This window comes from Desulfofundulus luciae, assembly GCF_030813795.1.
Lineage (GTDB): Bacteria > Bacillota > Desulfotomaculia > Desulfotomaculales > Desulfovirgulaceae > Desulfofundulus > Desulfofundulus luciae.
Map to the genome: position 1 here is coordinate 40,920 of NZ_JAUSUX010000004.1, position 21,414 is coordinate 62,333.

The window sequence follows — 21,414 nt, forward strand, 5'->3', positions numbered from 1 at the left end:
CAACAGCTCCTTAAACCTGCATGCGCGAAATTTCCTGGTAGGCTTCTACTATTTTATTGCGCACCTCCACAGCCAGGGACATCATGATCCGGGCTTCTTCCATGGCAATGGTCACCTGATGCAGTTCCTGCACCCGGCCGGTAAGGAAGTCGAGGCCCACCCGGTCGGCCCGCACCTGGGCGTTATTCACCTCTTCCAGGGCCCGTTCAAGCATCCGGCCGAAACCGGGGGCGCCGGCAGCAGCGTCCGGTTTTGCGGGCTGACTTACCGTGGGTGCCAGGGTTAAGGGGGAGACGGGTAAAATTTGCATCTATGAGTGCCCCTTTCGTCAGCAATATGAATAATTAGCCCCTGCCTATTTCCAGAGCCCTCAGGGCCATATCCTTGGCTGCGTTCAAAACCGTGACGTTGGCCTCGTAGGCCCGGGTGGCTGCAATCATGCTGACCATCTCGTTGGCAATATTGATGTTGGGATAGGCCACGTATCCCGTATTGGGGTCGGCCAGGGGGTGGGAGGGCTCGTAAACAAGCCGGGGCGGGGAAGGATCCTCCACTACTGCCGCCACGCTCACGCCGGCGGCGTTGAAGGAGGGTTGGCCGGGCGGGGAGTCCAGGGCCTGGCGCAGTTTCTCGGCAAAGACGGGAACTTTCCGGCGGTAGGCCGGGTTCAGGGGGTCGTTGGGCCTGCCCGCCGTTTGCAGGTTGGCAATATTGTTGGCCGTAATATCCAGCCACAGCCTCGATGCTGTTAAGCCTGAGGCACTAATGCCGAATACATCTAATAGAGGCATCGCCTGTTACCTCCCCCGGATGACATAGGTTAACAGGGACAGGCGGTCGCCCAGCGCCCGGGCGGCGGCCTGGTACGTCAGGGTATTGGCGGCCAGGTTTACCATTTCCTGATCAATGTCCACGTTATTGCCGTTGTAACCCATGGTGGTGCCCTCCTCCTTCACCACCGTGGGTTCCACCCGGGCCAGCGGGACCGGAGCCCCGATATGCCTGGGGTCACTGGTAACCAGCGGCAGGACGTCCTCCCCCAGCGCCCGCCGCAGTTCCTCCGTAAAGCTGACGGAAGATTTTTTAAATCCCGGCGTATTCACATTGGCCACGTTATGGGCAATTACCCTTTGGGTTAGTGCCGCTGCATCCAGCTGCTTTTGCAGCGCCACCAGAATGGGACTGGCGAAAAGATCCAAAAAAACCACCTCCCGGCTGCCGTGATCTTCTTCGGGGGCCGCTCCCCGCAATGTACCACCTATGTAAATTATTGTTAACAAAAAACCGACCCGGAGGTCGGGAAGCATTGTCGCAACCCGGCTGCCTTAGCGAGAGTCCGCTTTAGGCCCGTGGCTTTGCGCCCCTCCCTTTCGGTGAAGTTTGCCCCTGGACAATGTGCTAAAGGTCAGGTTATTTTCTTTTGAAAGCAGGTTGACTTTGGTAACTAAGTGGTAAATTATTTGACACGTTCTCCCAAATTCCTTCTATAGAGAAGAAAAAAACACAAAAAAATAACAAAAACTTGAGTTTTTCAAAGCAAGACACGGAGTAAAACCGGAGAAAAGTGTCGAATAAAGTCGAAGAAGGAGGAAGTTCCCTTTCACCTTCGTGCCCAGGCTATAACCCTGCGTACCGCCGCGATCACGTCCCGTACATCCCCGTCACTCATGGCCGGATAAAGGGGCAGGGTGATAATCCGCTCGTACAGCTCTTCCGCGTGGAAACAGTAAAACCCGGAAAGGCTGCAGCTGTCCGGGTCCCCCAGCCAGCGGTAGTAGGGATGGCGGTACACGGGGATATAATGCACGTTTACCCCGATGTTTTCCGCCCGCAGGGCTTCGAAGACCTGGCGCCGGTCGAATTTTAGATGCTCCAGTTTTAAAGCCAGCACGTAAAGGTGCCAGGACGAACGGCCATATGGCGCCTGGTACGGGATTTCCACTTCGGGCAGGCCGGCAAAGGCTTCGTTATACATACGGGCGATCTGGCGCCGCCGCTCCAGGAAACGATCCAGCTTGCGCAGCTGGCTCAAACCCAGGGCGGCCTGGATATCCGTGAGGCGGTAGTTGAAACCAACGTCCAGCATTTCGTAGTACCAGGGGCCCTGATCCTCCACCATCAATTCCCGGTCCCGGGTGATCCCGTGGTTGCGGAAAAGCAGCAACCACTGGTACAGTTCGCCGGAATTGGTGGTCACCATTCCCCCTTCCCCGGTGGTGATGTGTTTCACCGGGTGGAAGCTGAAGACGGTCATATCGCTCAAGCAGCCGATGGGCTGCCCTTTATATTCCGCCCCCAGGGCGTGGGCGGCATCTTCGATGACCACGAGATTGTGCTTTTCAGCCAGGGCGTGAATGGCATCCAGATCACAGGGCTGTCCGGTGAAATGTACGGGAATGATCGCCTTTGTTTGCGGGGTGATCTTTTTTTCTATTTCCACCGGGTCGATATTATATGTGCGCGGATCTATGTCCGCAAACACGGGTTTCGCCCCCAGGTAGAGGGCGCAGCTGGCGCTGGCCACGAAGGTGATGGGGCTGGTGATCACTTCGTCACCCCTGCCCACACCGGCGGCAAAGCAGGCCGCGTGCAGGGCCGCCGTCCCGCTGGAGAAGGCCACGGCATAACGGGCGCCCACCCGGGCGGCAAATTGCTTTTCAAATTCGGCCAGGGTCGGGCCGGTAGTCAGCCAGTCGCCCCGCAGTACCCGGGTGACGGCCTCGATGTCGTCTTCTTCAATCCACTGCCGGGCATAGGGAAGATACGTTTCCCGCACGGGTACACCCCCGGCAATGGCGGGTATTTGTAGATCAAGGTGGTCGGCACGAGTTCCCATGTGCAGGTTATTGCTCCTTTTTCAAGTTTTTTGATAAACTATACACAAGGCTTAACAAATTCTGCCGGTGAAACAATGATAATACCCTGGAACTCTTTCAGGGCTAAGAGGTGCTCATCTCCGGAAACAATGTATTGAACCCCACCCTCCAGCGCGCACTCCAGAACTCTATTATCGTCGGGATCATTTTCTATAACGTTTAACTGGAAATCAGGAGATACCAAAACCGTATTTTCCAGGTCAAGGAATTGCTCTAAAATACCCTGTCTCTCATTGATTGTACCTACCTTATTAAACTTTGGACGCAGCAATACCTCCAGATATTCCTCCAACAGTGACTGGCTTATAACAACGGTGAGTTTGCCTTTCGCCCAAAAATCTACAATCATTCCAGGAGGCCCGTTAGGAACGAAAATACCGGATATAATAACATTAGTATCCAGAACTACCCTCATTGCCTGTATCCTCTTTTTCGGTTCCTTACGAGCCGTACCTCTTCCAGAACATCCTCTTCCGTAATCTTTGCCTTCCCGGCACTTGACCTGATCTTTTCCATCGCCAGCTGGAGGGCTAAACGTTTACAATCTTTTTCAATTTTTCGGAGCCGGCAATATTCCTCATAATTAAGCAGCACGCTTTTGGGTTCACTGTTAACGGTGAGTATAACCGGCTCCGCGCCGAGGGTCAGTGATTCGATAATGGACGTGAGTCTGGGCCGGGCCTCGTTAATCCCGATAATCCGTTCCATGATTGATTCCTCCATTAAAGAATAATTTAATGTTAACATTATTGTATTCTTTAATGTTTCCGCTGTCAAACCCTGCATTCATTGAGTCCGCGTCAAGATCACGGGCTTCTCCCCTCCCGGCACCTGCTGAAATCTTACGCGGCTGCTATCTGTAGAGCAAAGTTGCACAAAAACGAAAACGGCCAGCCCGATGACTGACCGGCCTTAATCTCCTTGCGGCCTGATTACCAGGGTCGCCATTTGTACCGTGAAACGGGCGTCCTCCATCGCCCTAGATGCATCATCTTTCGTATACTCTTCCGTGGGAATGAAGTCCACATCGCCGTAAAAGGCAAATTCCCGCTCTTTCCGCAGCCACTTGGATATTTTGGCCAGCCTGTGCGCTTCCCGCCCAACTTCAGGCGGCAGGCGGTCTTTGAACTCCACCAGTAAATAGCCCACATCGTGCTGTTTGGGCGGATCTACCCCGATCTGGCGCAGCATGCCTTTCAGGGCCAGCTCCACAATTTCCTGGGCTTCGCGGATTACGTCGGAATAGGTTTCTTCCTCAAATAGAACGGGCAGTATTTTCAACCTTTTGGTGGCTTTGAGCAGGTAACTCTGGGCCAGGGTGGTGCTGGTCAAATTTCGATCACCTCACCCTGTTTGTAATCCTTCTTTAATACCCAGTACCAGGCGCCGCCGTGGTAAATTTTCCGTGCACCCAATTGCTGCAGTTTTTCCCGCAGGCGGGCCAGGTAGCGGGCCAGAAATTTTCCCCGGTCGTATAAAATTTTTACATCGTCAACCATGTCCAGAAACAGCAGGCTGCCCTGCAGCACTTCCTGTTTTTCCTTAATTACAGGGGACAGGTCCAGCACTATATGAGTGAACCGGGAAGATTCCTGCTGCATTTTTTCTTCCACCCTGGCAAATTCAGCCATTCTCTTCATCCGGCCCCGCGGCAGGTTTTCAGCCACCAGCAGCAGGTCGATGTCCGAATCCGGCCGGGGCGTACCGCGGCCCACCGAACCAAAAACAGCCAGGGACACCAAACGGGAGCCGTAAACCTCCTTTACGGCCGGCACCAGCAGTTCAAGGACCAGTTCAAATTCCCGGCGGTACATGATATCACCTTAAAACATACGGGTGGCTTCAATTTTTTAATATCGTATCATACGGCGGCACGAACATCAAGGAAAAGGAATCGTTACCTGAAGACAAAGTTGCCCGTCTATAATGATTCAAGGTATAATTTAACTACCGTGGAACTGCCTAATAAAAATTCCCTGCCGGAATACGCGGGAGTGAAATTCATGCCCGGCTATGAGAAATATATCGCCAGCTGGAAACACCGGAGCTGATGAGGTGAACCTTCGATGACAGCGAAAAATTCCCTTCCGGAATTTGAGCAGAGAAGTCTGGAGCAGGTGGCCGAAAAACATGGTTTGGCCATGATTTTGTTTTTTGGCTCCCGGGTTACCGGAAAGCACCGGTTCAACAGCGACCTGGATGTGGGTGTCATTTAACGATAACAATACTACCGGGGAGTAACGCCGTCACAAAAGCTTAAATCCCCGGAAATAAAAATTTTACCGGCGAAACCGGCTCAAGACCTAAAGAAACTTGACGTTGCTTCCGAACTATAGAGTAGAGGCTGCAGAAAGACTGCCGGCCGGAAAGCGGCCTGCAGCCGGTTTGCAGAAGGAGTAGATGGGCGATGAGGATAAATAATCTTGATCCCGGACAGGTGGCGGACGTTTATTTCAAACGCTTGAAGATAAAAGAACAGGATAAAAAGGATAACGTTACCAGAAGTTACTCCCAGACCGACTCCGTGGAAATCTCCGACCGGGCCCGGGAATTACAGCTCTACCGGGCTCACTTAAAAAAGCTTCCCGAACTCAGGGATGAACTGGTTGAATCGGTAAAAAAACGGCTTGCAGAAGGCACCTACCTTATCGACCGGGAAAGGGTGGCGGCGGGTATCATGGAAGAACACCGGCTGGACAGGAAGGTTTGATGCCGGGTGACGGTGGGCAGGCTGGTGCAGCTCCCGGTGAAGCGGCCGGTCGGGCATGGGTGGTGCCGGAGTGGTGAGCCGGGTTGAGCGCAGGTGTAAAAAGCACCGCCGGTTTTTCGCCGGCGGTTTAATATTGCCGGCAACCGGGTTTTAAACCCGGCAGCGCCGGCAACTGAAACTCTTTTTACCGGCCATTTCCCGCGCCGCAGCGGGTCCGGTGCTAAATAAACCTGTCCAGGATCAGGCCCAGCATCCTTTTCACGCTGGCCACAATTTTCAAGGCCCACTCCGGAGGGATCTCCCGGATCACTTCCTGCGTCTCGGAATTAATTACCTTTACCATGATCTCCCCGCTTTCCTCGTGCAGGACGAACCGCAGTTCCGTGCGGTAGAGTTTCATAGTCTCGTTGATCCGGTTGACGGCCTCCCGCACCTCCTGGACGGAGGGCCTTCCGTCCTTCCCTTTTTCTTCCACAAAAAGCGCCTCTTTATCCCTTTGTTCCCCGGTGCCGGGGACATCATTCTTGAAGGTTTGGGACATTCTTACCATGGAGGAAAGATCCGGCCTGCCGGCTGGTTCCACCTTGCTCATCTTCATCCTGCCTTTCACTGGATAAACTTGTTGTTTTTTTATTCGTCAAATTCGGCAAAAAATTTAAGGTGCCAAAAAGTTTTTCGGAAACGGGAAGCTCAAGGATATTTTCCCCCTGCCGAAAATAAACAAAGAAACACTTTTTTGATGAGCGGTGGCCGCTTATGCAGGAACTTATGGAAGAACTGGTTTCCATTTTAAAAGAGGAACTGGCCGCGCTGGAAAAGATGGCAGCGGCGGCAGAAAAGCAAAACGCCGCCCTGCGCAAAAACAGCGGGGACTCGTTGAACGAGGCGACAAGGGAGCTGGAGTTCCTGGCGCGGCAGATGGAGGGGTTGAAGGCGGCCCGCACCAGGGTGCAGGAATACATCGGTCGGGCCTGCGGCCTGTCCCCGGGGGCACCGCTGGCGGAGCTGGTTGCCGCCATGCCGCCGGTGCCGGGCAGGCAGGAAGCAATGAACCTGGTGGCAGACCTGCGGGGGAAGGCCAGGGAACTGGCGGAACTGGTCAGGCTGAACAACCTGCTGGCCCAGAACGCCCTGCGCTTCTGTGAGCGCTTTTTAAGGGCCGTTGCCCCGGCCCCTGCAAGGACATACCTGCCGGACGGCGCCATGGATAAAGGCGGCACCGGCCTGTCTTTTGTTGATAAGTCCGTATAAACCCCTCATGAGAAGAGGTGCATTTTTAGCATGCCCGGAACGTTCTTCGGTCTGGAAATTGCCCGGCGGGGGCTGCAGACTCACCGCACGGCCATGGACATTACCGGCCACAACGTGGCCAATGCCGACACGCCCGGCTATACCCGGCAGGAGGCGGTCATCGCCGTCACCGGCCCGTACGCCAACCCGACACTGGGCAGCAGGCTGATCCCGGGACAACTGGGCACCGGCGTGGAAGCGACCATGATCCGGCGCATTAAAAACGAGTACCTGGATGTGCAGGCGCGGGACAGCATTTCCTCCCGGGAGTACTGGCAGGTGCAGGAGGAAATCTTCGGCCGCATTGAAGCCGTCTTCCCCGAGCCCGGCGCCAGCGGCATTGCCGGCACCCTCACCAGGTTTTTCAACACCTGGCACGACCTGAACAACACCCCCCAGGACCCCGGCGTCAAGGCCGCCGTGGCCGAGACGGGTGACGAGCTGGCCACCATGATGCGGGAGGCGTACCAGCAACTGGAAGATATTTCAGGGAGTATTTTGAAGGTCGATTCCAGCAACAACGTTACCGGCGGCCAGCTTAAAGACCAGGTGGACGCGGTGAACGAAATCCTGCGGCAAATTCGGGAACTGACGGAATCCATCAAGCGGGTCTACGCCCAGGGCAACCAGCCCAACGACCTCCTGGACAGGCGGGACCTGCTGCTGGACAGGCTGGCGGAGTACGGGCCGGTGAGCGTCACTTACCTGACCAATGGGGGTAAGCCGACGGGTGAAATTGCTTTGACCTTCTTCGGGGTGGATGTGAGAGCTGCGGACGTTGCGGTGGAGCTGGTACCGGTCGTCGAACAATCTTCGGGGAAAGTGAAAGAGGTAAAGTTGCAGATTGGCAATAATCAGCCGGTTTCCCTGACCAACTACCCGGCAGATTTGCCCAGGGCGGGCAGCCTGGCGGGGCTGGAGGAAACCCGCGCGAGGATTGACGGCTACATCGATCAAGCCGGCAATAAAGTAGAGGGATATAAAGACAAACTGGAAAATTTGGCCGGGGCACTGACAAGCGTTCTCAACCAGGCCCTCAACTACGGTCACGATACAGATCCCAGTACCCCCAACCCGGATAAAATCGACTTTTTTACCGGCTCGCTGGCCGGGAAAGACTTTGCCGTAAACCCGGAGATTATGAAAGACCCCACGAAGATCGATGGTACAAACGCCCTGTACGTGGCCAGGCTGGCCACCACCGGGATGGACGGCACGCAAGGCTTCGTGCTGGGAGAAGACGCCGGCGGTAACCCGGTTAAAGTAGACCTGGCCAACCTGAGCGGTACCACGTTCAATGAATACTTCAACGCCCTGCTGGCCGACATCGGCGCCCGCTCCGGCAGCGCTTCGGACATGGCCGACACCCAGCGGGCCGTGGCCGAACAGGTGGAATCCCTGCGCCAGTCCGTATCCGGGGTCAACCTGGACGAAGAACTTTCCCGGCTGATCCAGTACCAGTACGGCTACCAGGCCAGCGCCCGGGTGCTGGCTACCATCGACGAGATGCTGGACTACCTGATCAACAGGACCGGTTAAGAAGCAACATCAGGAACGATGTACAGGCGTGGAAAGCCCGTGTTGCCGTACGCCTGTAATTACGGCAAAAAGATAAATCCCTGATTCGGAGGGAAAAACAATGCGTGTCACCCACATGCTGGTTGCCCGGCGCACCCAGAACTACATCCAGGATGCCATGGAGAGGTTGGCCCGCACCCAGGAGCAAATGTCCACCGGCCGCAAGGTCCTGCGCTTGAGCGACGACCCGCCGGCCCTGAGCCAGCTCCTTAACGTGCGAACGGCGGTGGAGCGGAACAAGCAGTACGCGCGCAACATCACCGACGGCCTGAGCTACCTGGAGGGGGCCGACACCGCCCTGGGCACGGCGGGCGAACTGCTGCAAAAGGCCATTGAATACGCCATCCAGGGCGCCAACGGCACCCTGGAACCGAACGACATGGCCGCCATCGGCGAGCAAATCGACAAAATGATCGACGAAATGGTGGACATCGCCAACACCACCGTAGGCGGGAAGTACATTTTTGCCGGCACGAAAAACAACCAGCCGCCGTTCTGGCGGGATGGTGACAAGATATATTACCGGGGTAACCTTGAGCGCGTTTCCCGGGAGATCCTGGACCAGGCAAATTATACAATTGATGTTCCTTCTGTTACCTATGCAGCTGTAGATCTTGGTCGTCCTCTTGACGGTGGGACAGGAATAGATAAGGATGAAACTCAAGCTAATACTGATGGTAAGTTAATAATTAATGGGGTTGATGTACCATTTTCAGCCGGGGAAAGTTACACAGATATTGCGAAGAGAATTACCAGCACGGTTCCTGGTGTTTGGGCTACTTTTATTGATAACGGACTCGGCAACCAAAATGCATTTATAATTAAAAGTGCCAGCGGAACACTCAGAGTAGAGGAATCCAGCGACGGAACCCTGGGCGCTTCAACTACTTTTGCGTCAAGGCCTGAAACCGAAGATGTTGTCCCTGGAGTTTTCGGCTTTTATAATGAGAATAGTCATGCAGTAGTTGGCGGCGTTTTCGACGTACTGATGAAGTTGGCCAAAAGCCTCAAAGATGGTGATGTGGCCGGTGTTCAGAGCTCTATTGGTAAATTGAACGACCAGCTCGACCACATCCTGCGCTATCGGGTGCAGGTGGGAGCTCGCACCAGCCACTTCGAGTCGGTGCGCAGTCAACTCCAGGACCAGGAGGTACGCCTCACCCAGGTGCTGAGCAGCCTGGAGGACGCCGATGTGGCCCGGGTGGCCGTGGACCTTTCCCGCCAGCAGCTCTCCTACCAGGCGGCCCTGGCTGCGGGGGCCAGAATTTTGGAAACGTCTTTGCTGGACTATTTGCGCTGACCGTTTTTACACTTGACCCGGCCCCCATCTTTAAGAATAAGCTGGAAGTTTACAGAAAACTTCCAGCTTCTTTTCTGCATTTCCGTAAATGCGGCGGGTCAACGGGACTGCTTTTGACTGATTCTATTATATTTTCTCAGGAAACGGAAAATGGTATAATAGTGCCGGGATGCAGAAGCGTGGGGGGGTTACCTTTGCCGCCAAAAAGCAGGTGGTGTTGTTATGCGGGAAATAATAATCAAATCCGATAAATGGTATACCTATGAAGATTATTTACAGTTAGACGATGAGTACGAATATGAAATTATCGGGGGAAAGCTGTTCATGACGCCAAAGCCGCGGCCGCTGCACCAGGAGGTTGTTGGCAGGTTGTATGTCGCCCTGCACAACTTTCTCAAGCGGCGAAATATACAGGGGAAAATTTTTCTGGATGTGGACGTAGTTTTTGGCAACCAGGTGGTTTCTCCCGATATAATTTATATCACTCATGAACGTTTGTCCATTATATCAGAAACAAACATTCAAGGGCCACCGGACCTGATCATTGAAGTCCTTTCCCCATCCACACAAAAATACGACCGCAAACAAAAAAGCCAGTTATATTACACCAACGGAGTAAAGGAATACTGGCTCATAGATCCGGCAACGCAGCTTGCGGAGGTTTTTGCCCGGGAGGATAAAGGCTGGTACCGGGCAGGTGTTTATGACGAAGAGGATACGCTGGTTTCCCCCCTCCTACCGGAGCTGGAAATTAAGCTGAAAGAGATTTTTGACGTTTCTTAAGAGGGGCCGCGGCCATTCTCGAACATAAAATCCGCCAACTGCGCCATTTCCAGCATCGTGGATATCCCGGTTACAAGGGACGTGGAACGATGAACAATTACCGGAAATACCTGCAGGGCCACCTGAAAGAAGTGGCCCGGGAAGAAAAAGAGCTGGAGCAAAAAGCAGGCCTGGCCCGGGAAAAGGCCGGGGAAATAGCCCGGCAGCTGGCCCGCCGGTTCGGCGTAACAAAGGTCTGCCTTTTCGGCTCCCTGGCCACGGATGATTTTGATCAGTTTTCGGACATAGATCTGGCAGTGGCCGGCCTCCCGGAAAGGGAATACCTGAAGGCCTACGGGCTGGCGGAAGAGATAGCCCGCCCTTTTGCGGTGGATCTGGTGCTCCTGGAAAATGCCGTGGAAACATTAAAGGAACGGGTGCAAAAAGAAGGGATCGTCTTATATGACCGCCAGGGAGAGGAAAATAGCCCGCTTAAAACGCCTGATATCGGAAATAAATGAAGACTTGCGGGCAATTGATCAGATTGCCGGTAAAGCCCAGGCTTTATTAGAGGAAGTGAATGCCAGAACCGGTCCCGTGCCCGACCGGGATCTGATGGCCATGGCGGCCTATTTGCATCATTTTTACACCGGTGTGGAATCAATGTTCGAGCGCATTTCGCGCCAGATAGATGGTGGTCCGGTTAAGGCCGGAGACTGGCACCGGGAACTTTTAAGAAGCATGGCCGTAGAACTGGAAGGACTGCGGCCCGGGGTCATATCCCGGGAATTAATGGAAGAGCTGGATGAATACCGCCGCTTCCGCCACCTTTTCCGCCATGCCTATGCCGGTGAGCTGCGCTGGCTGAAAATGTGCCACCTGGCGGAAAATATGGGCGATATCCTGGGTCTTTTAAAGGGCAAAATGGACCAGTTCAAGGCATTTGTCACGGGTGTGATCGAAGAACTGGAAAAGAACATTGAATAATCGCTTTTATACCAGTCGGCCTGTTTTTTACAAAAAGGCATTTACCGGGAAAATATCTCTCGCCCTTGCTTCCAAACCGGGCAGCACCGTGGAAGCGATGAACTCTTCATCCTCTTCCTCGTACACCCCGGTGCGCTGCCAGTCTTTTTCGCCGGGAACAAAGACTTCCACCAGCCGTTCCTGCGGGTCTACAAGCCAGAATTCCCGCACCCCGCTCTTGAAATACTGCCGGCTTTTCCTGCCCCGGTCCCGCCGGATGGTGCCCGGGGAAAGAACCTCCACCACCAGATCCGGGGCGCCGTTGATCCGTGTTTCTTCTATAATGCCCAGCCGCTCATTACTGATAAAAATTATATCAGGCTGGAAAGTGTTCATTTTTAGCGGTTCGTCTAAAACCACATCCAGGGGGGCAATAAAAACTTGCCCGGAGCTGGTTCTCTGGGCATATTGATCAATTATCTTAAAAAGCCTGCCCACCAAAAGCTGATGTCGTGTGCCCGGCGATGGCGCCAGGACCAGTTCCCCCTCGATCAGTTCATAACGGTTGCCATCGCCTATCTTCAAATAGTCGTCGTAAGTATAGAACTTTTTGACTTCTTTAGCGGGCTGAGTCACCATGGGCTATCCCCCCTTTCATCGCAATGCTGCTCCAGTCTTCCTTTATCATTTTCACCCTCGAGGAAGCCGGGGCCGTAACTAACAAATTTAGATCGCCCCGATCTCTTGCAGCGCCTCCACCCCGGCCGGGGGCGGGTCCTGCCAGAGCCAGGCCGTTTTAAGCCAGAGGCCGGGGATAACTTCGGAATGGTAGACTCCTTCGGCACCGGCGGTGTGCAGCCGGTAGCACCCGTCTTCCCCCAGACGGTAAAATTCCGCCTGCTGCCGGTCGGGATCGATCAACCAGTACTCCTTTACCCCCGCCGCCTCGTACTCCACGTACTTTTCGCCACGGTCCCGGGCGAAACTTTCCGGGGAGGTGATCTCCACCACCAGGTCCGGAGCACCGTCGAAATAGGTGGGCTTCAACCGGTGCAACCGCTCCCTGCTGATAAACACGATGTCCGGCTCGCGCCCTCGTTTTTGTGGTGCAGGCAGCTTGATGGTAAAAGGCGCCGGAATTACCTCACCCAACTGCCGCATGAGAACGAAGTTTCCCAGCAAATCCACCAGGAACCTGGCAATTCGCTGGTGCTTTACCGCCGCCGGGGTAAGGACCACCACCTCCCCGTCCACCCACTCCACCCAGATATCCTCGTCCCCCCACGCCAGGAATTCCTCGAAGGTCATGCGACTTAGTGACTTTTCGGATTCACGGTCAACCGCGTAAGCTACGGTGGTCTCCCGCACCGCTTCTTCTTTTTTTTGACAGCTCACGGCCTCACCTCCCGGTCAGCATAACGGGCGGCAGAAATCAGAAGTTTTCCTTAGCAACATTATACCATTCAAATGCTTCTCCTAAAAAGGGTTCATGCCAAAAACCCCCTTCAAGATGTCGATAAACTGTTCCTTTGTCAACCTGGCATAAATCTTTCTCCCCCGCTCCTGCAAATGCACCCACCCTTCATCCGGTGATAGGAAAAGGAACGTTAGTAATTTTTTTAAGGAGCGAATTCTTCTTTCCGGTGGAGAAGCTCTTGTTCCAACACCGCAGCCAGGTAGCGCAGGTAGGAGGCGCCTTGCGCCTGTGCCTCGCGGGACTCCAAAATACATGGATTTTTATATATTCATAAACAAGTAAAACAAGTAAAAAATGAACTATGGTTTTATATTGAAAAAATGCACGTTTATATTTAATTGCTAATAATAAACTAAAGAAAAAGAATACAATTACAAATTCAGTTATATGAGTAACTAAGTATAGCAGAATAACGATTAAGGTAAAAGCTATACTCCTTAATGTAGTTCCGCTTGTTATGCTTCCATCTGGATGGTCATATATTAGTCCATAATACTTTTCTCCTACATGTAGCCTTTTATATAAATTGTAACTAACACTGCCCCCATCAACTTTTTACGATCAGTTGCGCTAGCAACAAGTCCATCTCCCCATCAATATCCACCGACCTCTCCCGGGGCATGATGTAAGCATATGTCCCCGGACCGTACCAGTTATCACACTTGCGGATAAAATCCCAGCGTGCCAGGTAAATGGCGCCGTTGAGACGGTAGTACCTGGGCAACTCCTGGCGGTTGGCCGGAATGCCGGGTCTGAGGAAATCTTTCATACAGCCGTCTACGGGCAGGGTGTTGCACCACCACGGGTGATGGTCGACTTCACAAACGGAAACGATGGCGTCGGCACTGCGTTCGATCAAAAGATCCAGTGCGTTCGTTATATCCTCTGCGGAACGCAGGGGGCTGGTGGGCTGCAGGGTCATTACACAGTCATACTTTTTGCCCCGCTCTTCCAGCCAGGACATGGCGTGGTAGAGCACGTCAATACCCCTGGCGGTATCGGTGGCCAGGTCGGCCGGGCGCATAAAAGGCACGTCTGCCCCGGCCTGCCGGGCAATCCGGGCGATCTCATCCCCGTCGGTGGAAACCAGCAGGTAGTCAAATACGCCGCTTTTTCTGGCCGCTTCTATTGTATGAACGATCAGCGGTTTGCCGGCCAGTAGCCGGATGTTCTTTCCGGGAAGCCCCTTTGAACCTGCTCTGGCCGGAATAAAGCCCAGGACAGATAGACCTTTATACAATTGTTACCCTCCAAAACCCATGGTTTCAAAGAACTTGAGCGTTTGCTGATATTCGTCCCATTGCCCGATGTCAAACCAGCGGCCATGATGCGGGTAAACTCCGATCTTGAATCCCTGGTCCTGCGCGGCATGGATTAACTCCGGCATGTCAATTTTTGTCCCGCCTGGCACCAGGGGCAGCACGGCGGGTTCCAGCACATAAACCCCAGTATTCACCAGGAAGTGAAAATTCGGTTTCTCCTCGATACGGAAACTGTTATCCTCTGTACGCAAAACACCGTAGGGAACCACAAATTCTTTCAACGCTCCCACTATGGTTATAGAATTTTGCTGCTCCCGGTGGTACTGCAACAAATGGGCATAATCCATTTCCACTATAATGTCACAATTGGTTAGCAAAAAAGTATCATCAAGATAGCCATTCAGCAGGGAAAGGGCGCCGGCCGTACCGAGAGGGGAATCTTCCTGGACAAATTCGATATTATACGGACGGGAATCGCCATTGAAGTAAAGGCGGATAATTTCGGCTTTATAACCCAGGCATAAGATAAACCGGCTGAGCCCCTGACGGTGAAATTTTTCCATAATGACCTCGATAATGGGCTTATCCCGTAAGGGAATCATTGGTTTGGGTAGAATCCTGGTAAAAGGGTCCAACCTGGTACCCTGCCCGCCGGCCATAATGACCACTTTTTCCGGGTGGACCTCCTTCCTGGGCAGAAACAGTTCCTGCCACATTATCAGGTCGACGACACGCCCCAGGTTATCCACAAGCGGAACATGGCGAATGCCGTGGTCAATCATTAACTGGCGGGCGTCTTCCGGTGAAGAGCCTGCTGGAAGGACTCTCGGCCGGGGGTTCATTATTCGTTCAACCGGCTCGCGCAGATTGACGCCCTCCAGGAGTGCCCGGCGCACATCACCATCGGTGACCGTGCCCACCAGGCGACCATCCCCGTCCGTTACTAGCAATATTTGCTGGGCGGCACGGTCCATTTTTTCCAGCGCCTGGACGACAGGCAGTTCGGGCGGTACCTGAACCTTCTCCAAAATGTCGCTGCGTTCCACGGGTTGCGCCCCCCAAAAACTCAGATCATTTCCCAGGTAATCACCGTGTCTGCCGGGATATCCACCCTGGCCCGCCGGCCGACAACCACGTCCCACATCTTCGGGGGAATGCCCGTCCCCGGCCTTTTGACGGTCAGTTTGTCCGGGGTGATTATCTCCCCCGCGGCTATATCGACTGCGGCGACCAGGCTGCGCCTGGCCGCGCGCATAACATCCTGCTCGCCGGGGCTTGGGCGCTTGCGTCCGTCTCCTAAGGCCCTCTCCACGTTGCGGATCGAGCGCACCATAGCCGCCAGCTCGTCCGGTTCCAGAGACGCCTTATGATCCGGTCCCTCCATGTTCCGGCTGAGCGTAAAGTGTTTTTCGATCACCCTGGCCCCGAGGGCTACCGCGGCCACCGCCACCTCGGTGCCCGGGGTATGGTCGGAATAACCAACGGGCAATCCAAAAGCCTGACGCAGCGTAACCATAGCCCGCAGGTTGACCTCTTCATAGGAAGCCGGATAGGCCGAAGTGCAGTGCAGGAGTGTAATTTCACGTACACCTGCATCCTGTACCACTTCAACTGCCTCCTCAACTTCGCCCAGCATGGCCATTCCCGTGGAGATTATAAGCGGTTTCCCCCGTGCGGCCACATACCTCAAAAAACGATCGTTAACCAGCTCGCCCGAAGGAATTTTGAATAACGGAACGCCCAGCTCGTCCAGGAAATCCACACTGTAATAATCGTATGGCGTGGATAAAAACATTATCCCCGCCCGGTCGCAGTATGCCTTAAGGGTGCGAAAATCCTCCTTCGAAAGTGCAAGGCGCCGGATCATATCAAGCTGTGTCTCCTGGCCCCCGGGCATGTTGGCCTTCTGGTAGGATGCCTTTTCGGCACTGCCGGTCACTACCTCTTCCGGGACAAAAGTTTGAAACTTTACCGCGTCCGCGCCGGCAACCACTGCCGCGTCAACAAGCCTTTTGGCTGTTTCAAGGTCCCCGTTGTGGTTGACGCCCGCTTCGGCAATGATGAAGACGCCGTTTTTAAGAGCCATAGCAGGCCACCTCTTTCGGGCTTGGAAAGTCAAGTTTTTTCTCAAGCAGCCGCCTGTCCAGGGGTACGGACTCCAGTACGGATACCACCCTTCCGCTCACATTACCATCGCCGTGGGGATCGTAAGGATTTTTTACCTGCCGCACTTGCCGGCGAAATTGTTCGTCATATAGAGCCCTGCGCAGCGCGGCCAGGATATCCTCCTTGCGGCAGGGCACGTCAATTACACTTTCTGCCCTTATCCGCCCCTTTTGCCTGTCACCGATGTTAATGGTTGGGACTTTAAATGAAGGTGCCTCAATGATGCCGCTGGAGGAATTGCCCACCACCGCTGCCGCATGTTTCATTACCCCCAGGTAACCTCGCGACCCCAGGCTTTTGTAAAGCTTGACGTTGGGAAACTCTGCCGCATAAGCCTCCCAGGCTGAGATAATTTTTTGAAAGCCCACTTCTGTCCCCGGGTAAGTGATAATCTGCTGGAAATCCCTAAATTCTCTTAATGCCGAGATAAGGGCATTTACCTGTTCCGTAAGATTATGGTCGACAGTTAAGGTTTCGGGGTGGTAAGTAACCAATAATGTGGGCCCGGCGACATCAATTCCAAACCGCTCCACGATCTCTTCGGGAGTCATCAATTCCCCCAGGAGGATATTCTCCACGCCCGGCGCGCCGACCACATGGATGCGCCAGGCTTCTTCTCCCATCTGTCTTATGCGGCGCGCATATTCGAAGGTACTGGTAAAGTGAAGGTGGGCCATCTTTGTAAGTGCATGCCGCACTTGTTCATCGATTACCCCTTCTGTTGATTCGCCTCCGGCGATGTGGGCAATAGGAATTCGTGCGATCACTGCTGCTGTAGCCGCTGCTAGAAGTTCGTGCCGGTCTCCCAAAACCAGTAATATATCGGGAGCCAGGTAATCAATTGCGGAAGCAATTTCGGCACAAGCACTGGCAACATACTTTGCAATTGCAACCGGCAGGTCCGATTCGGGAAAGCATCTTCGGAGCACAACAGTGCGAAAACCCTCTGGAATTATTTCTTTGATTGTCTCCCCTTTACAAGGACTCACGTGGTCCCCTGCAACTACCAATACAAGATCTAGTGATGAAGAAACCTCAATCCGACGCAGAATCGGTTTAAGCAGGCCAAATTCAGCCCTTGTTGTTGTAAAAGCCATTACTCTTCTCATCGCTTTATCTCAATCACTTCAAACTCATTGCCGGATTACCTGCCACCACGGTCCAGGACTCCACATCGTGCAGCACCACCGCCCCGGCGCCTACCAGGGCACCTTCCCCTACGGTTACGCCCTGGATCACCACGGCACCGGCACCAATATGGGCCAGGCGGTCCACTCTAACCCCGCCACAGAGCACCGCCCCTGGCGCTACGTGCACGTGATCCCCAAGGACGCAGTCGTGCTCGACCACAGCGGCAGAATTGACGATGGTGTTGATACCGATCTTTGCCCCCGCATTAACCACCGCGCCCGGCGCGATTATACAGCCTTCACCGATCACCACATCGGGTGCCACGACTGCCGCCGGGTGTTTAAGCGGCGGGAACTCAAACCCCATGGCGCGGATCCGTTCATACAATTCACACCGCGGCCGGTTATCCCCCGTCCCTCCCAGGCCGAGCGCTGCCAGCCTGACCCCCTGCCTGAACAGGGCGGGTAGAACGCCGTCATCACCCAGGTACTTATAACGGCAAGAAATAGTAGCCGCACCCGCGGCGGGAGCCGTGTACCCTACTACGAAGAAAATGCCGAGCGCCTCGACGATACTGGCAACCACCGCCGCATGTCCGCCCGCCCCGATAATAACTATTGGTTGCTCTTCCACAAGGTTTCACCTTTCCAACAGGACCTGGCATACATACCGAACGTCTTCTTCCGTAAGAAAACTAGCACTCGGCAGATTCAGCCCCCGCCTGTGCAAGGATTCGGCCACGGGACATGTTTTAAGGCCATATCCCGCATACGCCGGCTGCCGGGAAAGAGGTAAAAACAAGGGCCGTACCTGGATGCCTGCCCCTTGCAATCTCCTGGCCAGGGCATACCGATCCTGGCCAAAGTCATTCGGGTTAACCAATATCGAAAACAGCCACCAGCTACTCCGCCCCTCGTGTAACTCCTGCTGCCACCCCAGTCCGGGGACTTTATTTAAAAGCTCCCGGTACAACGACGCATTCCTGCGCTTCGTAGCCAGGAATTGTTCCAGGCGCTCCATTTGTGCCAGGCCCAAAGCCGCCTGGGTGTTGGTTAGTCGAAAATTATATCCGATTTCAAGGTGCTCATACTCCATGACACCGAAGGCCCGCCCCTGGTTGACCAGCAGGCGCGCGCGTGCAGCCAGGTCGGGATCATTTGTTACCAGCATGCCGCCCCCGCCGGTGGTGATCACCTTGTTCCCGTTGAAGCTGAATATACCGATATCTCCAAACGTCCCCACATGTTGCCCGTTATAGGTAGCACCAAGCGCTTCGGCGGCGTCCTCAATCACGTATAAGCCGTGCCTGCGGGCTATGTCCATCAACCGCGACATGTCCGCGGGGTTGCCGTAGAGATGAACGGGTATAACGGCGCGTGTGCGGTCCGTGACCGCCCTTTCAACCTCGTCGGGATCGATATTCCAGGTCAGGGGATCCACGTCCACCACCACGGGAGTCGCGCCTACGTATACCACCGGATTTGCAGTGGCGATAAAGGTAAGTGCCGGTACAATAACTTCGTCTCCCGGGCCGATTCCCAGGAGCCTTAAGGCCAGGTGAATGGCCGCCGTGCCGTTGACCGTGGCCACGGCATACCGGGCACCTACATACCCGGCGAAACGTCCCTCAAATTCGCTGACCAGAGGTCCTATGGACGAAACGTAGCCGCTTTCCAGGGCGCGCAGCACGTACTCTTTTTCCAGTTCACCGATGTTTGGAGCATCCAAGGGGATGCGAATACTAGTCAACCGAGAATTCCCCCTGCCTGTCATACATTGTAAAGGTCCGGTTTGTATAAGTAAAGATTTTCCCTGAACCACTGGATAGTTTCCCGTAACCCCTCTTCAAGGGTGCACCGGGGAGTCCAGCCGGCAAGTTCGTAAGCCCGGCGGTTGTCGCACAGCAGGCGGTTAACCTCACTGGGGGCGGGCCTTAGCCGGGCATCTTCCTGTTCGATGCTTATTTTCCTTCCCATAATATTTTCTATCTGCTCAACCAGATCCTTTATAGATGTTTCTCTCCCGCTACCGATATTCACCACCTGCCCTACCGTTCTTTCGGATAAGCCGACGGCGAGTATTCCCGAAACTGTATCGCGCACATAATTGAAGTCACGGGTAGGGCTGAGGTTGCCCAAGCGGATGGTCCGGTTGCCGGCCAGAACCTGAGTGATTATGGTGGGAATAACGGCACGGGCCGATTGGCGGGGGCCAAAGGTGTTAAAAGGCCGCACGACTACTACCGGCAGGCCAAAGGAGCGGTAAAAACTCAAAGCCAGCTGGTCGGCGGCAATCTTGGTGGCTGCGTAAGGGGATTGGGCCTGCAGGGGGTGTTCTTCGTCAATGGGAACGTAACGAGCCGTACCGTACACCTCGGAAGTGGAGGTATGCACCACCCGTTGAACTCCTTCTTCCCGGGCAGCCTGGAGGATATTATAGGTGCCCTCGACATTTGTTTTGATGTAGGCCAGCGGAGAAATGTACGAATAAGGAATACCGATAAGGGCTGCCAGGTGGAAAATGACCTCAACACCGCGGACGGAATTTCTGACGCTGTCGTAATCGCGAACGTCCCCGGTATAAATTTCGATGTTCTTAAGACACCGCACCGTCTGCAGCCAGCCCCAGTCGTTGCGGGCATTGTAGCGGACAAATGCTCTTACATTATATCCTTGCCTTACTAGTTCTTCCACTAGATGAGAGCCTATGAAACCTGCTGATCCGGTGACTAAAACTGTACTTGTCATTTTTCATGCTCCTAAAGTGTTAGATTAAAAAGTTAAGATCTATAAAAAGCAATATTGTTTATCGCCTACTCCATAACTGGTTACAACCTGATCCAGGGAAACGTCAAAGTTGGGAACTTTGATAATTCCCTGAGCCTCCCAGGCTTCAAACTGCAGGCGGTTATCTCCCCCACCGCCAACGCCCATTGCAGCAAGTACAATCCCCTGCCTCAACACGTCGGATAGAACGTCGTCGTTACCAAGGTATTGGTAATAACAACAAATAATATTTTCACCTGGCGAAGGAGCCTTGTACCCTACGATGACAAAATCAATTATTTCGATAGTACTTGAAAGCATTAAAGCATGATCATACTTCCCTATATTGCGCTACCAAATCCGACAGATATCACCAGCTTAGGTGGGCTTACACCGGAATGCTTCTTCGATTTTTTCTTTGGTAAGATTTCGCTTTATTGCCACAATTACCGGATCGGCATATACGTTGCAGTAAGGCTTTTTTCGGATGTATAGTTCAACAAAGACAACGACGTCCTCTGTGAAAGTTGATTCATTCAGCCGTCTGTAGAGGTACAATTGGACTTGCGAATCATGATTTCCCCACAAAATTTTATTAACCAAAATAGTTGAATCTCCGGTCAGCCTTTGAATAAATTCTGTTAACTCGTTTTTTGCCTAGAATATTCGCCAATTCGCACCAAATTTCCCTCCTGCAAGCGTACGAGGAACACTTTACTACCGGTTGACGCATACGTGGAAGCGGTTGTCGGTGGGACCTACAAGCGTACTAGGAACACTTTACCCTCCGTAGAGGTAATCCGAAGCGTGTTCCAAGGTATCCGCCAGGATCGGCTTTAATTCGTGTTCCAGGATGTCAGCCAGGAGTATGCCGTTTCTCTCTTCCGTTGCCTTTAACAGGCGGGGCAGAAGAAAAGTTATGCTGTCACAGCACAAGCGGAGCACAGGGTTGGAACTTTTGGCGGAAACTATTCTTTCGAGCAAGTCGATTATGGTTGCCATTAAGCCCATGGCCTTTTTTTCCTCGCCAAGGATCAGATATTGCCATGCCGTGGTGCAAGCGTCCAATAAGTCACGTATATGCTGCTTCAGCTCACGCACATTTTTCAAGTGACATTCACCTTTGCTCAC

28 protein-coding genes and 1 riboswitch are annotated in these 21,414 nt (G+C 53.8%); of the genes, 8 read left to right on the forward strand and 20 right to left on the reverse strand.

Annotated features, from left to right (window positions below):
* Positions 1-10: 10 nt before the first annotated feature.
* From fliE to J2Z49_RS03475, 8 genes are all read right to left on the reverse strand, one after another.
* A complete protein-coding gene (fliE, locus tag J2Z49_RS03440) occupies positions 11-310 on the reverse strand; it encodes a flagellar hook-basal body complex protein FliE (RefSeq protein WP_307399862.1) in 300 nt (99 codons plus the stop codon).
* 34 nt (positions 311-344) lie between these two features.
* Positions 345-791, reverse strand: coding sequence for a flagellar basal body rod protein FlgC (flgC, locus tag J2Z49_RS03445; protein ID WP_307399864.1), 447 nt, complete (start codon positions 789-791; stop codon positions 345-347).
* A gap of 6 nt (positions 792-797) precedes the next feature.
* The gene (gene flgB / locus J2Z49_RS03450; RefSeq protein WP_307399866.1) at positions 798-1,280 is read right to left on the reverse strand and encodes a flagellar basal body rod protein FlgB; all 483 of its coding nucleotides are present in this window, start codon (positions 1,278-1,280) and stop codon (positions 798-800) included.
* Positions 1,281-1,307: 27 nt separating this feature from the next.
* Positions 1,308-1,395, reverse strand: a riboswitch (cyclic di-GMP riboswitch).
* A 205-nt stretch (positions 1,396-1,600) separates the two neighbouring features.
* Positions 1,601-2,836 carry a UDP-4-amino-4,6-dideoxy-N-acetyl-beta-L-altrosamine transaminase gene (pseC, locus tag J2Z49_RS03455; RefSeq protein WP_307399868.1) on the reverse strand — a complete coding sequence of 412 codons (1,236 nt, stop codon included), beginning with the start codon at positions 2,834-2,836 and terminating at the stop codon, positions 1,601-1,603.
* A gap of 38 nt (positions 2,837-2,874) precedes the next feature.
* Positions 2,875-3,291, reverse strand: a complete 417-nt coding sequence (locus tag J2Z49_RS03460) for a putative toxin-antitoxin system toxin component, PIN family (RefSeq protein WP_307399869.1) — start codon at positions 3,289-3,291, stop codon at positions 2,875-2,877.
* A complete protein-coding gene (locus J2Z49_RS03465; protein WP_013822873.1) occupies positions 3,288-3,584 on the reverse strand; it encodes a type II toxin-antitoxin system Phd/YefM family antitoxin in 297 nt (98 codons plus the stop codon). Before J2Z49_RS03465 ends, J2Z49_RS03460 begins: the two co-directional genes overlap by 4 nt.
* 204 nt (positions 3,585-3,788) lie before the next feature.
* Positions 3,789-4,208: a HEPN domain-containing protein gene (locus J2Z49_RS03470; protein ID WP_307399872.1), complete on the reverse strand. Its 420-nt coding sequence runs from the start codon at positions 4,206-4,208 to the stop codon at positions 3,789-3,791.
* Positions 4,205-4,690, reverse strand: coding sequence for a nucleotidyltransferase family protein (locus J2Z49_RS03475; protein WP_307399874.1), 486 nt, complete (start codon positions 4,688-4,690; stop codon positions 4,205-4,207). Before J2Z49_RS03475 ends, J2Z49_RS03470 begins: the two co-directional genes overlap by 4 nt.
* 252 nt (positions 4,691-4,942) lie before the next feature.
* On the opposite strand from J2Z49_RS03475, the gene J2Z49_RS03480 reads away from it, so the two are divergent.
* Both J2Z49_RS03480 and flgM read left to right on the forward strand, forming a co-directional pair.
* Positions 4,943-5,092, forward strand: a complete 150-nt coding sequence (locus tag J2Z49_RS03480; protein ID WP_307399876.1) for a nucleotidyltransferase domain-containing protein — start codon at positions 4,943-4,945, stop codon at positions 5,090-5,092.
* Positions 5,093-5,283: 191 nt separating this feature from the next.
* On the forward strand, positions 5,284-5,586 hold the full coding sequence (gene flgM / locus J2Z49_RS03485; RefSeq protein WP_307399877.1) for a flagellar biosynthesis anti-sigma factor FlgM: 303 nt from the start codon (positions 5,284-5,286) through the stop codon (positions 5,584-5,586).
* 220 nt (positions 5,587-5,806) lie between these two features.
* Here the strand turns inward: flgM and J2Z49_RS03490 are convergent, their stop codons facing one another.
* Positions 5,807-6,178, reverse strand: a complete 372-nt coding sequence (locus J2Z49_RS03490; protein ID WP_307399878.1) for a flagellar protein FlaG — start codon at positions 6,176-6,178, stop codon at positions 5,807-5,809.
* A gap of 164 nt (positions 6,179-6,342) precedes the next feature.
* Between J2Z49_RS03490 and flgN the strand changes: the two genes are divergently transcribed.
* The 6 genes from flgN (at position 6,343) to J2Z49_RS03520 (ending at position 11,503) form a co-directional block, all read left to right on the forward strand.
* Positions 6,343-6,837 carry a flagellar export chaperone FlgN gene (gene flgN, locus J2Z49_RS03495; RefSeq protein WP_307399879.1) on the forward strand — a complete coding sequence of 165 codons (495 nt, stop codon included), beginning with the start codon at positions 6,343-6,345 and terminating at the stop codon, positions 6,835-6,837.
* Positions 6,838-6,867: 30 nt separating this feature from the next.
* The gene (gene flgK / locus J2Z49_RS03500) at positions 6,868-8,415 is read left to right on the forward strand and encodes a flagellar hook-associated protein FlgK (protein ID WP_307399880.1); all 1,548 of its coding nucleotides are present in this window, start codon (positions 6,868-6,870) and stop codon (positions 8,413-8,415) included.
* Positions 8,416-8,515: 100 nt separating this feature from the next.
* Positions 8,516-9,754, forward strand: a complete 1,239-nt coding sequence (gene flgL, locus J2Z49_RS03505; RefSeq protein WP_307399881.1) for a flagellar hook-associated protein FlgL — start codon at positions 8,516-8,518, stop codon at positions 9,752-9,754.
* A gap of 222 nt (positions 9,755-9,976) precedes the next feature.
* On the forward strand, positions 9,977-10,537 hold the full coding sequence (locus tag J2Z49_RS03510) for a Uma2 family endonuclease (RefSeq protein WP_307399882.1): 561 nt from the start codon (positions 9,977-9,979) through the stop codon (positions 10,535-10,537).
* Between the two features lie 89 nt (positions 10,538-10,626).
* Positions 10,627-11,037 (forward strand): nucleotidyltransferase family protein, encoded by a 411-nt coding sequence (locus J2Z49_RS03515; RefSeq protein ID WP_121451313.1) that lies wholly within the window; start codon positions 10,627-10,629, stop codon positions 11,035-11,037.
* On the forward strand, positions 10,979-11,503 hold the full coding sequence (locus J2Z49_RS03520; RefSeq protein WP_307399885.1) for a ribonuclease toxin HepT-like protein: 525 nt from the start codon (positions 10,979-10,981) through the stop codon (positions 11,501-11,503). The genes J2Z49_RS03515 and J2Z49_RS03520 overlap by 59 nt, the downstream gene beginning before the upstream one ends.
* 27 nt (positions 11,504-11,530) lie before the next feature.
* On the opposite strand, the gene J2Z49_RS03525 is transcribed toward J2Z49_RS03520, so the two are convergent.
* The 11 genes from J2Z49_RS03525 to J2Z49_RS03575 all read right to left on the reverse strand — a co-directional run bounded on the left by J2Z49_RS03525 (position 11,531) and on the right by J2Z49_RS03575 (position 21,414).
* A complete protein-coding gene (locus J2Z49_RS03525; protein ID WP_307399886.1) occupies positions 11,531-12,121 on the reverse strand; it encodes a Uma2 family endonuclease in 591 nt (196 codons plus the stop codon).
* An 87-nt stretch (positions 12,122-12,208) separates the two neighbouring features.
* On the reverse strand, positions 12,209-12,877 hold the full coding sequence (locus tag J2Z49_RS03530; protein ID WP_307399888.1) for a Uma2 family endonuclease: 669 nt from the start codon (positions 12,875-12,877) through the stop codon (positions 12,209-12,211).
* Between the two features lie 629 nt (positions 12,878-13,506).
* Positions 13,507-14,199, reverse strand: a complete 693-nt coding sequence (locus tag J2Z49_RS03535) for an acylneuraminate cytidylyltransferase family protein (protein ID WP_307399890.1) — start codon at positions 14,197-14,199, stop codon at positions 13,507-13,509.
* A gap of 3 nt (positions 14,200-14,202) precedes the next feature.
* The gene (locus tag J2Z49_RS03540) at positions 14,203-15,267 is read right to left on the reverse strand and encodes a nucleotidyltransferase family protein (RefSeq protein WP_307399892.1); all 1,065 of its coding nucleotides are present in this window, start codon (positions 15,265-15,267) and stop codon (positions 14,203-14,205) included.
* A gap of 20 nt (positions 15,268-15,287) precedes the next feature.
* Positions 15,288-16,307, reverse strand: coding sequence for an N-acetylneuraminate synthase (neuB, locus tag J2Z49_RS03545; protein WP_307399893.1), 1,020 nt, complete (start codon positions 16,305-16,307; stop codon positions 15,288-15,290).
* Entirely contained in the window at positions 16,297-17,496 is a 1,200-nt protein-coding gene (gene neuC / locus J2Z49_RS03550; protein WP_307399895.1) for a UDP-N-acetylglucosamine 2-epimerase, read from the reverse strand. The genes neuB and neuC overlap by 11 nt, the downstream gene beginning before the upstream one ends.
* Positions 17,497-17,509: 13 nt before the next feature.
* A complete protein-coding gene (locus J2Z49_RS03555) occupies positions 17,510-18,151 on the reverse strand; it encodes an acetyltransferase (protein ID WP_307399897.1) in 642 nt (213 codons plus the stop codon).
* Between the two features lie 6 nt (positions 18,152-18,157).
* On the reverse strand, positions 18,158-19,267 hold the full coding sequence (locus J2Z49_RS03560; protein WP_307399899.1) for a LegC family aminotransferase: 1,110 nt from the start codon (positions 19,265-19,267) through the stop codon (positions 18,158-18,160).
* A 20-nt stretch (positions 19,268-19,287) separates the two neighbouring features.
* On the reverse strand, positions 19,288-20,265 hold the full coding sequence (locus J2Z49_RS03565) for an NAD-dependent 4,6-dehydratase LegB (protein WP_307399901.1): 978 nt from the start codon (positions 20,263-20,265) through the stop codon (positions 19,288-19,290).
* A 39-nt stretch (positions 20,266-20,304) separates the two neighbouring features.
* Entirely contained in the window at positions 20,305-20,604 is a 300-nt protein-coding gene (locus J2Z49_RS03570) for a hypothetical protein (RefSeq protein ID WP_307399902.1), read from the reverse strand.
* A gap of 459 nt (positions 20,605-21,063) precedes the next feature.
* A complete protein-coding gene (locus J2Z49_RS03575) occupies positions 21,064-21,414 on the reverse strand; it encodes a hypothetical protein (RefSeq protein ID WP_307399904.1) in 351 nt (116 codons plus the stop codon).